General features: G+C 35.7%; 11 protein-coding genes. 10 read left to right on the top strand and 1 reads right to left on the bottom strand.

The features are described from left to right. Nucleotides 1-94 precede the first annotated feature (94 nt). Both WCQ00_00920 and WCQ00_00925 read left to right on the top strand, forming a co-directional pair. The gene (locus tag WCQ00_00920) at nt 95-448 is read left to right on the top strand and encodes a TraR/DksA C4-type zinc finger protein (GenBank protein MEI6042114.1); all 354 of its coding nucleotides are present in this window, start codon (nt 95-97) and stop codon (nt 446-448) included. Nucleotides 449-534: 86 nt separating this feature from the next. Continuing rightward, entirely contained in the window at nt 535-2,118 is a 1,584-nt protein-coding gene (locus tag WCQ00_00925; GenBank protein MEI6042115.1) for an ATP-binding protein, read from the top strand. A 65-nt stretch (nt 2,119-2,183) separates the two neighbouring features. On the opposite strand, the gene WCQ00_00930 is transcribed toward WCQ00_00925, so the two are convergent. Beyond that, entirely contained in the window at nt 2,184-3,191 is a 1,008-nt protein-coding gene (locus WCQ00_00930) for a peptidoglycan DD-metalloendopeptidase family protein (protein ID MEI6042116.1), read from the bottom strand. A 372-nt stretch (nt 3,192-3,563) separates the two neighbouring features. Here WCQ00_00930 and WCQ00_00935 point away from each other — a divergent pair, with 372 nt between their 5' ends. The 8 genes from WCQ00_00935 to WCQ00_00970 all read left to right on the top strand — a co-directional run bounded on the left by WCQ00_00935 (nt 3,564) and on the right by WCQ00_00970 (nt 13,306). Further along, nucleotides 3,564-5,540: a UvrD-helicase domain-containing protein gene (locus WCQ00_00935; GenBank protein MEI6042117.1), complete on the top strand. Its 1,977-nt coding sequence runs from the start codon at nt 3,564-3,566 to the stop codon at nt 5,538-5,540. Nucleotides 5,541-5,593: 53 nt separating this feature from the next. Then, nucleotides 5,594-6,502 (top strand): 16S rRNA (adenine(1518)-N(6)/adenine(1519)-N(6))-dimethyltransferase RsmA, encoded by a 909-nt coding sequence (rsmA, locus tag WCQ00_00940; GenBank protein MEI6042118.1) that lies wholly within the window; start codon nt 5,594-5,596, stop codon nt 6,500-6,502. Beyond that, complete coding sequence (locus WCQ00_00945; protein ID MEI6042119.1) at nt 6,502-7,341, top strand: hypothetical protein; 840 nt, start codon at nt 6,502-6,504, stop codon at nt 7,339-7,341. The genes rsmA and WCQ00_00945 overlap by 1 nt, the downstream gene beginning before the upstream one ends. Nucleotides 7,342-7,351: 10 nt before the next feature. Next, complete coding sequence (locus tag WCQ00_00950) at nt 7,352-9,181, top strand: transglycosylase SLT domain-containing protein (GenBank protein ID MEI6042120.1); 1,830 nt, start codon at nt 7,352-7,354, stop codon at nt 9,179-9,181. Nucleotides 9,182-9,263: 82 nt separating this feature from the next. After that, the gene (locus WCQ00_00955; GenBank protein MEI6042121.1) at nt 9,264-11,744 is read left to right on the top strand and encodes a hypothetical protein; all 2,481 of its coding nucleotides are present in this window, start codon (nt 9,264-9,266) and stop codon (nt 11,742-11,744) included. 2 nt (nt 11,745-11,746) lie between these two features. After that, nucleotides 11,747-12,445 carry a hypothetical protein gene (locus tag WCQ00_00960; protein MEI6042122.1) on the top strand — a complete coding sequence of 233 codons (699 nt, stop codon included), beginning with the start codon at nt 11,747-11,749 and terminating at the stop codon, nt 12,443-12,445. A 31-nt stretch (nt 12,446-12,476) separates the two neighbouring features. After that, complete coding sequence (locus WCQ00_00965; protein ID MEI6042123.1) at nt 12,477-12,824, top strand: hypothetical protein; 348 nt, start codon at nt 12,477-12,479, stop codon at nt 12,822-12,824. Between the two features lie 26 nt (nt 12,825-12,850). Further along, nucleotides 12,851-13,306, top strand: a complete 456-nt coding sequence (locus tag WCQ00_00970) for a PrgI family protein (protein ID MEI6042124.1) — start codon at nt 12,851-12,853, stop codon at nt 13,304-13,306. Nucleotide 13,307: the final 1 nt, after the last annotated feature.

Here is a 13,307-nt window from a genome sequence, read left to right on the forward strand (position 1 = left end):
GTGGCAACGACAGTATTATTTCTTTATAAAAACTTCTGTTTTATTTTATAATTACTTTATAGAAACTTTATACCTTATTTGATACAATATACAAATGAACTTAGATATACAAAAATACAAAAACAAATTAGAAAATGAATTAACTAGACTGGAAAAAGAAATACAAGAAATATCCCAAAAAGAAAATGGAACAACATGGGAAGCTATTCAAACAGAAACAGGTGAGGATACTGCAGACAGGGAAGACGTTGCAGAATCTATTGAGAATTACGCATCAAATGTCTCCATCACTTCTGATTTAGAAAAGAATATTATTGATATAAAAGAAGCATTGTTTAAGATACAATCAAACACATATGGTCTGTGTGAAGTGTGCCAGACTGAAATAGAAGAAGATAGATTAGATGTTCTTCCTGAGGCTAGGACTTGCAAGGAACACATGAAATAGTTTTGTTTTCTTGATATTTTTATAACAGTATTTGTCTTTTTATATCCTTGGATTTCTGGTATTTTTTAACCTGTCTCATATAAAAATTGTATATATCTTGCAAAGGAATAACCCAAGAGGGAATCTTGTGCCAACTTGTTGATGTTGAATTAGACATCTCAAGAGGTCTTTTTTCTTTTTTAATTGTAGGTTTAGCTGATAAGTGTATTGGAGAATCCAGGGAAAGAATAATTTCTGCTATTAAAAACAGCGGTTTTTCCTCTCCAAAAACAAAAAATCATAAAATAACAGTCTCACTTGTTCCTGCCGGTATTAAAAAAGAAGGTGTATTATTAGACCTTCCTATTTCCCTTGCTTATCTTGCTGCCTCTGGAGCTGTAAACAAAAAAGCTTTAGAAAACTCAATTTTTATTGGAGAACTTGGCTTAGATGGATCTATCAAGCAAAATAATTCTCTAGCCTCCATCATTAGTTCACTTCACAAGGAACAAACCGGTAGAGTAAATCCAGTTATTTTATATAGCAATTTTGAAGATAAACAGACCAACCTAATTAAACAATTAAGCATTGAGGGAATAATAATTCATAAATTTACCTATTTAATGGACTTAATAGTATTTCTAAATACTGGGGTACAGAACAAAGAAAATGATAGTAAGGGGGTGTTGATGGAAAAAAACCTCATTACAAATATAAGCAACGGTGCTAGTAATGCAAATGCAAGCAACAGCACTTGTACTGACATAATTTATGAGATTGATTCTGTTGTTGGACAGGAAAAGGCAAAAAGGGCTATTTTAATATCAATGTGTGCCGGATATAACATAATAATGGCGGGGCCGCCTGGTGTTGGTAAAACAATGCTAGCAAGAAGTATGCACCAACTTCTTCCCACCCTAAAACCGGATGAATATATAGAAGTACTTTCCACACACAACAAACTAGAGAGACCCTTTAGATCCCCTCATCATACAAGTAGTTATTCCTCAATCATCGGAGGAGGGAGTCCTATAAACGCAGGTGAAATTACAAAGGCTCACAAAGGAATTTTATTTCTTGATGAACTACCTGAATTCAACAAAAATATTATTGAATCCCTGAGACAACCCCTTGAACAGGGGATAATACAAATCAACAGAACAGGTAATACTGTCACATTACCTTGTAAAATTATGTGTGTTTGCGCAATGAACCTGTGTCCCTGTGGTAACAGAGGTATACCAAAAAAAGACTGCATTTGCAATGGAAACAAAATTAGTATCTATCAACAAAAAGTATCACAACCTTTTTTGGAGCGCTTTCATGTATCTATAAATTTACCTCACGAGGTTAATCACCATAAAAAAACACTAAAGGCGCCAAATGGCCTTATGGGTTATCAAATGACAAAAACCATAAATCATTTTAACAAAATGAGCGTCGCTTTTTTATGGAACGATACTGAATCAGAACTACTTGATGAGAATTCAGAGCGAAGAAGTTTTTCCATGAGAGCTATAAAACAAATCAAGGATATAACAGAAACCATTTGTCTAATAGACTATATTGAGTCAAACTTGCTTAGTATGCAGTTGCAAACCAGGAATACAGAACTTGATTCAAAACAAAAACTTATTATCCAAAAGAAACATCTAATTGAAGCCTTCTCCTACAAAAACAACCTCTGGTAAGCCAGAGGTTGTAAAACAAGAACTTCATCACTCTAAATTATAAAGAAGGGTTAGCTTGGTGAATATTAGAATGGATTTCTCCCTCCACGAACCTCAAAGTGCAAGTGAACTCCTGTTGATTGACCTGTGTTTCCCATTCTTCCTATTTGCTGACCTTTGTTAACATGTGATCCTGCGCTTACTGATGTTGAACTTAAGTGACCATACAAAGTTTGTGTTCCATTGGCGTGCTTGATAACCACATAATCCCCATAACCTCCATTCCAACCACTATTTTTACTAATGATGACAGTTCCTTCAGCAGCCGCTAATATTGGAACGAAAGCCCCACCAAATGAGGCTAGGTCTACACCATTGTGTCCATGAAGACCTTGGGTTCTAACACCACCGTTGACTGGTCTTTTAAAATACCCAGCTAAATTTGAAGATGGTTTTGGTGAGGGTTTAACTTTGGTTGGAACCACTTCAATTTCAGCGTTTGGAATTATAATCTCTTGGCCAACAATAAGACCTGCAGACTGGTCTATGTTGTTGTAACTTATGATTTCAGCAACATCTGACTTAAATTTCTTAGCAAGATCTTCTACATGATCACCTTTCTTTACTGTATATTTAATACCGGTGATTGGTAAAATAACAATTACCTGATCTGGTTTAAGTTCAGTTCCTGATTTTAGATCATTTGCCCAATAGATAGTATTTGATGTAACGCCAAACATTTTGGCAACCAGCGCGATAGTATCTCCTTTTCTAACTGTGTAAAGACTAATTTGATCAGAGTTGTTTCCTTCATCAACAAGAGACCCATCTAGGGCGCTGTTTTCATTTGTGACAGCATAGCCATCAACAATAGACTTATCTTGAGCCGCATTAGCACCAGCCACCTCAGCACTGTTCGCCGCCTCCAACAGATTTATGTTGTTTATATTTAATTCAGGGTATGCCAAAGCCTCTTCTGTGACAGCCACAGCGTTTGAAGAAAGAACCTTGTTTTGTGAATTACCTAAAATACCAGACTTTACCCAATCCAAAACACCAAAAACATCCGCTTTAGCATAAAACGGATATATCATTACGGTCAAAACAAGCAAAATTATTGATGTTTTTGTGACCTTTTCTATCGCTCGTCCTTTTTTATGACGCAGAATTTCTGTAGGTCTGTTTTTAGGATCGAGGTCTTGAGGGGTTATTAAAATAACTTTAGATTAATTGATAGAATTTCTCTGGGTATAATAGGGCTTAAAATAAAGCATTATTAGTTAGAACAAACTGTGTACCTATATATGTTAGAGATATTTTGAATCAAAGTCAACGGTTTTATTAAGACCAACACAATAGTAAAAATAGGTCAAACGAGATAAAAAAAGGGTACTAGCCAGCTTTGTGATATAGTATTTATACTAAAAATAAAAGTAAATAATCGTAAAAATAAATTCAAATTAAAAATGCATCCACAAACACAATCACAAGCATTAACCGGTCTAAATGAAATGCAAAAAGAGGCAGTCACAACACTACATGGACCTCTACTTATATTGGCTGGGGCTGGGGCTGGCAAAACAAAAACCGTTACACACAGAATTCTAAACTTAATAGAAAACGGTGTTTCCCCTGAATCAATTCTCGCTATTACCTTTACAAATAAAGCCGCTAAGGAAATGCGTGAGCGTGTGGAACATTTAATTGGAAGCAGCAGAGAGATGAATCTACCTATTCATAACTTCTCAAAGCCTTTCGTATCAACATTTCACTCCCTTTGTCTAAATATATTAAAAGAGTCAGGTGACGCAATTGGCATTCCTCGTAATTTTACAATTTACGACAAAAGTGATTCCAAACAAGCCATAAGAGAGGCCGTAAACTCACTTGGTTATGACATTAAAATGGTTGAACCTAATAAAATAATGTCTATAATTTCAAGAGAAAAGAGCAATTTTTCATCTATTGGGGCGTATGAAGCGGTAAATGGAGAAGATCATTTTGGGGCGATAGTAACAGCGGTCTGGAAAAAATATGCTGAGGCACTTTTTAAAGAAAAAGCTCTTGATTTTGACGATTTATTATATAAAGCGGCTGTTCTCCTTAAAACAAAGCCTGAAATTAGGGCTATGTATCAGAATCGATTCAAATTTATTCATATTGACGAATATCAGGATACAAATGGTATTCAATATGAGCTTGCTCGTCTTTTGGTAGGACCTGAACATAATATTGCCGTAGTCGGGGATATTGATCAGGCTATTTATAGCTGGAGAGGGGCCAATATAAAGAACATTATGAAATTTGAGACTGATTATCCAGAAGCTAAGGTTATTTTACTTGAAGAAAACTATAGATCCACAAAAACGATACTCTCTGCAGCAAATGAAATAATTAAGAAAAACATATTTAGAAAAGACAAGAATCTGTTCACAAACAATGAGGATGGGGAATTAATAACCCTATATAACGCTTATGATGAGAACGATGAAGCAAATCATGTAGCCAATACATCTAGAGATTTAATAGCTGAAGGCAAAAAAGCGGAAAAAATAGCCGTTTTATACAGAACAAACTCACAGTCGCGTGCTCTTGAAGAGGCTTTTCTTAGAAAAGGCATAGATTACCAACTCCTAGGAACAAGATTCTTTGAAAGAAGGGAGGTTAAAGATGTTATTTCCTACGCACGAGCAGCACTTAATCCAGAAAGTCTTGCTGATATAAAGAGAATAATAAACACCCCAGTAAGAGGAATCGGAAAGGTGACGCTCATTAAGATAATGGCTGATCAAACAGCGGGACTTCCTTCTGCAACAAAACTTAAGGTTGATAACTTTTACGCATTACTATCCAGTATTAAGAACCAAATTGAAACACAAAGACCATCGGTTGCAATAAAATTTATTATTGAAAAAACAGGAATAGAGGCAGCACTCAAAGCAGAGAATGATAAAGAAGAAGACCGAGTTGGAAACATTAGAGAATTAGTAACACTTGCTACAAGATACGATGACATGCCAGGAAAAGAGGGAATTGAAAAACTTATCGAAGATGCCGTGCTCGCTAGTGATCAAGATTCTTTAAATGAAAAGACTGCAAAAAATAACGGAACAGGTGTGAAACTTATGACCGTTCACGCTTCCAAAGGTCTAGAGTTTGATTATGTTTTTATAACCGGACTGGAGCAAGATTTATTTCCAAGTGGTAGATCATCAGAAGGAAAATCCGGAGAAGATCAAGAGGAAGAAAGGAGATTATTTTATGTTGCCTTAACCCGTGCTCGCACAAAACTTTATTTATCTTACGCTAACATGAGAACAATCTTTGGAAGCAAACAAATCAATTTACCATCTGAGTTTATAAAGGACATTAGTGATACACTTATCGAGAGACATGATCAGGAAATATCTGGGGGAATAAAATCTATTTTTATAGATTTCTAGATCTTAAATATTGTAAATCAATTAAGAGTTTCAAGCAGAAAAATATATTTCAAATGAAAAATCCAAATTTAAAAAACAACAGAAGAAGACTCACAAAACAAACAGAACAAGAAGGTTTCATTTCTTCAGGTGAGCCAGTGGGGGAAACAATGAAGGATTCTGTGTTTGCAAAAAAATCTCTTGGTCAAAATTTTTTAAAGTCCCAAAAGGCACTCAATCAAATTATTGAGGGTGCTGGTGACCTAAGGGATAAGACAGTCCTTGAAATTGGCCCTGGAATGGGTTCATTAACCGAAAGACTAATCAAAACCCCCGCAAGCAAAATAATTCTAATTGAGATGGATGATAGGCTAATTCCAATACTTACTGAGAAATTTGCTGATGAAATTAAAAACAAAAGAATGGAAATTGTTCATGATGATATTTTAAAAGTAAATTTAAATTCAATTGGTCTTACAAAAGGTAATTACAGTTTGATTGCAAATATTCCATATTACATAACAGGTGCAATTATAAGAAATATTATTGGTGGTGATATTTATCCAGAAAGAGCTGTGGTTTTAGTACAAAAAGAAGTTGCAGAAAGAATAATTTCTCGTGATAAAAAAGGAAGCCTATTGTCTATCGCCGTGAAAGCAATTGGCGATCCAAAAATAATTGGCAAGGTTCCAAAAGGTGCCTTTGTTCCATCGCCAAAAGTTGATTCCGCAATACTATTAATTGATAATATTTCAAAAAAAACATTTGACGAAAGTTCTAAAAAAGAAAAAAGGTTTTTTGATATCCTACACGCTGGTTTTGCACACAAAAGAAAATTATTGAAGAGCAATTTAAAAGAACATAATATTTTTATTGATGCTGAAAAAGCATTAGAGGTGTGTAATATAAAAAGTGACGCAAGATCTGAAACATTAACATTAGAACAGTGGAAAAAATTATCATCTCTTGATATACTTTACTAGTGAAAAATTCTAATTCTCATAATAAAGTTTTAATACTTGGTGCGATATGTATTTCAATTCTAGCTGGAGTTCTATCTTACAGAATTGCAGATATTAAAAATCAGCAAGACTTAAATAAGCGACCAAAAATTTCTGATGTTTTTGACATAACGGGGGAAAAAGAGGACCCTACAACCAACAGAATTTTAACAGCCATAGATAATTCAAACAATTCACTTGAAGCATTGTTACCCCAAGTTGATCCATTCACAATAACAGATAGTGATTCAGCAACAGCGAGAATGGCAAAACAAGTTTATTCTGACTATGTTAATCAAGAGGCAGGAAACTCTGATCTAACCGTAGCAGACATAGCCCAGAATGCCTTAGGTCAAATGTCAGGTTCAGACATGCCAAGGCTTAAGTATAATTTTAATAATATTACACTAACCGAGAGGTCTGATAGTGAGGATTTGAGACTTTATGGAAATAATTTTGCGGAAATATATACCAGAAATTTAAACTTAGTCGCACAGAATCAACAAAAATACTCAAATAGCTTAGCAGCATTGGCGGATGTTTATGAGAATATAAGCAAGGAATTACTCAAAATTAAATGTCCAATCGGTCTTTCTTCGTATCATCTAACAGTTGTAAATAATTTTCAAGTTCTAGCTGACTCATTTAGATTAATAGACATGCAAAGTCAAGATCCTGTTAAATCTCTTCTTGGTGTTAAATCAGCCAAGGAAGCAGGAGCCGAAAACGATCAAATGTTTATAAATATTAGTAAGTATTTTAAAAAGAATGGTATAATTTTTAGCAATAATGAAATAGGGGTGATATGGAACTCCAACTAAACAATTAAAAATGAACAAAACAAAAGACAGCAATATTTGCAAAAAAGATGGTGGAAAAAAAATTGGCATAGTAATATTTTTTTCTTTAGCTTTTTTAATTTTTAGTTTGGGTGTCGCCAGTGCTCAAACAAATCTTACGGACAACCCACTTTTAAATCTAGCTCCTGAACCACCAGCTGCATCAACTCAAACCAAAGTAGACACAGCAGGAGCTCCAAAAGCAACAGTAGTTACAGAGGGTGCACCAAAAGCAACAATTGTTGATGAAAGTGGGGCCAGTAACGCTTCAGCAAATAAAAGTAATACTGGAACAACGGCGGCCGCACCAGGTGGAGCAGCATCCTCTGTAACATCAACTGGAGCTTGCGTTGGTGGTCAAATGCTTGCAAAACTAATGACAAGCGCCATTTCAGCTGGAATAGGCGCCTTAAAAGGAGGAACAATGGGTGTTGCAGAACGTTTGTTAAATGTACCATCAACAAACGCACTAACGGAGTCAGCAAGAAACCAGGAAGCTAAATTAAATGCTGAAAATGGTATATTTATTTTTGGTGTTCAAACTGGAATAAGTTGGGATGGAATTGCATACTGTATTGTAAACACAGTAATAGATTATATTGTTAATTCAACAATTCAATGGGCAAACTCAGGATTCAAAGGAAACCCTGCCTTTATCAGAAACCCTCAGCAATTTTTTAAGGGATTAGCAGACCAAACAGCAGCACAATTTATTAGAGAGGTTGCGTATAATGAAACAGGTATAGATGTCTGTAAGCCATTTAGAGTTGTAATTGCAACAGGTTTAGCTGGTAGTTATTCTAATTTAACAAACGGAAAGTCTATACAGTCTTGTTCACTATCACAAATGCAGCAAACAGCAATGCAGTCAGGAAAATATTCAATAACAACCCCTACGGATTGGATTGCTTTAACAAAACCTCAGAACAATAAGTATTATTCATATATAAACGCAGGGGAAGAGATGAGCAAAAGAGTTGCTGTCAAAAATAACACAGCAAGACTTGACCTTTCAATAAACAGAGGGTTTCTTAGTTACAAAAAATGTAAAGATGAAAGCAAGCCAGAAAGCAAAACAAACCCTTGTGACACACTAACACCGGGATCAATGATTGCTGATTCGCTGTCTACAACACTAAATATACCAAAAAACAGACTTGTATCAGCTCAAAAATTTGATCAAATGGTTGATGCGATTGTGAACAACCTGATAAAGATAGCGTTGAGCAAGACGCTTGAAAGCGTAACTGGACAGGCCCCAACAGCCGCTGTTCAATCAGACTATTATAATATAGTAGCAAACAACGCAACAGCTTATAATGCTGCAAATATACCTACAGGCCCAGTTGGGCAAGGTGGAACTATAGGTACTTCCGGAGGGCCTCTTCTTCAGCAAATATTGAGTGGTGCCACTTTTTCTAATAACGATTGGAATACCTATGCCGTACAACAATTGGTTGCATCGGGTATAGCCAACCTACCAGTTAGTGATGCTTCAACATATTTTTCAGGCGGGGTACCATCAGTTCAAGGATACTTAAGTATAATGGCAGCAATAGCACAAAAAGAATCTGGTGGTCAAGCAAAACCAGCAAGATACCAGGAGACAAAGATTGGTAATGGTACCACATATTCAGTGGGATTAATGAGTCTAACACCCGGAGATTTGGGCACAGGAAATATGACATACGATGACCTAGAAGATCCATATAACAACATTAGAATTGCCGTAGGAATTATGGCCAACTTAGTAAGAAAATATGGTGTTCTTCATGGGCCAAACAACACAGGATTATCAGCATATTGGTCAACGTTTAGATAGGGATAATGTGTAAGTTAAAAATAACCAAAATGGTTAATAAACAACTTATTATTTTTTTAAAGATGGTATATAATATTAACGAATGAATCTGTTTAAAAACACAACAATAAAAACAAAAGTTTCTTTAGTGGTGGTGTTTTTATTCTTATTTTTAACACACAATAAAGTGGTATCGGCTAGTCCGTTCGATGACCAAGTTAAAGCTGCAACACAGCAGGAGTCTGGGATTGTTAAAGACTCTAATGGCCAAATAAGTACAGCACCAGTAGGGTGGTTCTCAACTAACTATGGCGAACTATACAATGCGGCGACCCCTGAAAAAAAAGCATTGATGACTCCAGAGATGTCAAAGTTATATGACACTATATTACCTTTAGAACAACAACTTATTGGTCTAAATAATGATGCGAATGCAGGCAATCAAAGCCAAAGAACACAACTTGCTTTATCAATTGCACAAGCAAAAGTAGCCTTTAAGACAAACCTTGGTCTTGGTGCTACAACCGAAGAAGCTACTGCTGCACAACTTCAAGGTCAGGTTATTTTTTGTCTAGGTGGATCCGGCGTCATTCCAACATTGAATATCCCTGGATGTATTGCAATCGTATCATATGAAATACTATATTTAACATCTTGGGTTCTTTGGGTTGCAGCACTGATGTTTGATTGGACAATTGCATGGAGCCTTTCCATGCGAGATATTGTTAACAGCTTTGCCGCAATACAATATGGATGGGAGACCTTTAGAAATGTTATTAACTTGTTCTTCATACTTATTCTTGTTTACATATCTATAGCTACAATACTTCAAATAAGTGGATATGGTTACAAGCAATTACTTGGAAAATTGGTTATTGCAGCTTTTTTAATTAACTTTAGTATGTTCTTTACTGAAATTATAATAGATCTAAGTAATATGACAGCCCTTGTTTTCTATAAGCAAATAATGGTCGATGCAGATAAGTTTGCGTCCTTAGGATCAGCTGGAGCACCAGGCGGAGCTTCTACTACAACAAATCAAAACCTTTCTCTTGGAATAATGAATGCACTTGGTTTGCAGACAATTTGGGGTGTAGGCCAAGCCAATAAAGGACTTGGTACGGCTTCTTCATCACAAACACAAGGAAACAATCCGGCTGTAACTGGGGGAGGAAGTGTTGCTGCAGCTGGAACTGGTCAGGCTGCTATTATTGACCCTTGGAAGATGACTCTTGTTGGTCTTGGTGGATCTGTCTTCATACTAATCCTGTCTTTTATTTTCTTTGCTGCTTCCTTAATGTTTATGGTAAGGGTACTTATATTAATTATTCTTATAATTACCTCACCAATCGCATTTTCAGCAAACGTGCTACCTGGTACAAAATTCTTGTCCGATAAATGGTGGAAACAACTCAATAGTAATGTTTTGTTTGCACCCGTCTACATGGCTTTAATGTTTATTACATTAAAAATGATTTGGGGAGGAAGTAATCATGTTACAAACTTGCTGTCCTTGCTTGCTAACGAGAGCGCAAGTGGTATGCAATCTATAGTATTCTTCTTGTTACTATCTGCCATGTTGGTTGCCTGCCTTACTGTAGCGTCATCCTTAGGTGCAACAGGGTCTAAGACAATGCAAAGCTGGGGAAAGAGTGCTAGTTCAGGTGCAAAGAAGTTTGCAATAAACAGAGCGGCAGCTCCAGTTAGTTACATAGCAGACAAGGCATCTAAAAATGCTTTTATAGCAAGAAATGCACCTATACTTCTTCAGGGCGCAGACAAACTTGCTCAAGCAAAACTTGGTGGAACTTCAACATATAGATCTAGAGTTGCTGATGACAAAAAGATGTATCAAGCAAGAGGGGATTTAGTTAAAAATGCAGTTACAGGAGAGCTTATCAGAGGTAGAAACGAAAGCTTAAAAGCTTTTGATGATAGAAAGAAAAACCAAACAGAAGCCGGGGAGATGGCACAAAGGAAACAATTAGGAGTGGGTGAAGGTAACGAAAACGCCTCAATGAGATTTAATAAGGGGGCTCAACAAGCTAGACAGGATTTTATGAATAAATCTGAATCTAAAAGTAAAGACAAAGAGGTCAGTGCCGCAACGGTAGAAAAAAATCAAAAAGAAATATCTACTGGAGCGATAGCTTTAATCTCTTCAATGAAGGCGTCTGGGGCCCTTAAAAATTTACACCCCGATGAAGCCAAAAAAACAGAGGATATAATGAAAGAAATAACTGATGCAAGTGATGCAAAAAAAGAGGTAACACCAGAAATGATTGGAAAGCTTGTTCAAGAATCAAAGGCTCCAATTGATACCTTATCAAAAACAATAGCAACAATGGAAAAGAACATGGAGAGATATGCAGGGGTGATTAAGAACACAAGAGATCCATCAATGCTACTTGCTGCAACTCAAAAACTTGGGGCTATGCAAGCGTCCCACACAATAGCTTCTCAAAAGAGGACTGATATTAAAAATCTTGTTGAACAACAAAAAGCTTTGGCAAAAAGGTCTGAAGATATAGCAATGCAACAAAAACTTAGAACAGTCACTGAAGAAAACAAACCTAAAGTATAATTATGACAACATTTACAGAACAAGAATTTATAGACAAGATGAATTTACTGCCTGCAGAGTTACAAAAAAAACTTCTTTTACTTGATTATGATGATGATTTCATTAGTATCATCAATTATAATAGTATTAAGCCAGCAGAAACTATCAACGCAATTGGTTTGGCCGTTAGGTTGGTAGCTCTTGGTTTTTCCTCAAAGCAAGAATTATTTGAATCTGTTTCTAATGAAGTCTTAGTTGAAGATGAAGCCAGACACATATTCAGTGAAATAGACAGAACAATACTAGTACCAAACAACCTTAAGGGTATTATCGAAACAGGAATAGAATTACACACTGAAGGACAAGAGGATGCAACAAACACTGAAGACAAGTATTCAACTCACAACATCACAGAAACAGCAGAAGACATTCTGAAAGAAATTGAAAATCCAACACCAGCTACGTCCTCAATGGTTTCTAGTTTTAACAAACAAACTACCACAACACTGACGGCTGTAGGGCCTCATGATCAGCTTTCAGTCGATGGTTTAACTAATGAGTCCTCAAATATTATAAAGAATCCTCAAAACACAGCAACACCAACCGATACAACACCTGCACCAAACAAAGAAGGACAACTTGAAGCAAAATTAACAGAAACTGTGATTCAACCAGTAAAATCAACATATTATAAGGTAGATCCATATAGGGAGGAGATGTAGGTACCTATAAATCAATTGAATAATTAAAAACATGACAGCAACATCCATAGAAAGAAACACAGAACAATTTAACAAGCTTCCTGAAAGCTTCAAAACAGCAATTAAAGCTAGCGATTATGATAAATCACTAGCTTTAATTTCAAAGGAACATAAACTACACATTGATCAGTCTTCTATGTTAGAGGAATTATTAGCAAAACTTATTTTTGGAGATATTGAATCTGAAGATATCATTTCTGAGATGAAATCAAAGTTAAATCTTTCAAAAGAAGAGGCAACAAAGATTGCCGCAGAACTTGATCAGATGATAATTAAAGAAATTAAACGTAATTTAATGAATATTCAGAAGGAGACAACTGTAAAAGAAGACGTAGAATAATTGTCATGATATAATTGTTTTGATAAATGAGATATCAAACACCACAATTTATTGAGGAGGAAACAAAACTATTTGGCCCACTTACTTTTAAGCAGTTCGTATATCTAATTGGAGGAGCTGGTATCTCTTTTGCTGTATACAAAATGCTTCCGTTTCTTTTGGCAATACTAATAATCGCACCTGTTGCTGGAGCCTCGCTTGCTTTGGCTTTCTATAAGATAAATGAAAGACCTTTTATAGACGCCGTGGAAGCAGCCTTCTATTTTATTATATCAAACCGTCTTTACACGTATCAAAAAATAGATAAACCTACTCAGCAATTAAGAACTTCACAAAAGACAATGATTGCCCCCGTACCTAAGATTGGGGCATCCACAAGCAGACTTAAGGATTTGGCATGGAGCTTAGATATCAATGAGAATATAAAAGATAAAAGTAAGGACAACTTTGATATGGGGGTTAATGATAAAATAAAAATATAAT

This window comes from bacterium (assembly GCA_037127815.1).
Taxonomy (GTDB): domain Bacteria; phylum Patescibacteriota; class Minisyncoccia; order Phycocordibacterales; family CAIZLB01; genus CAIJKW01.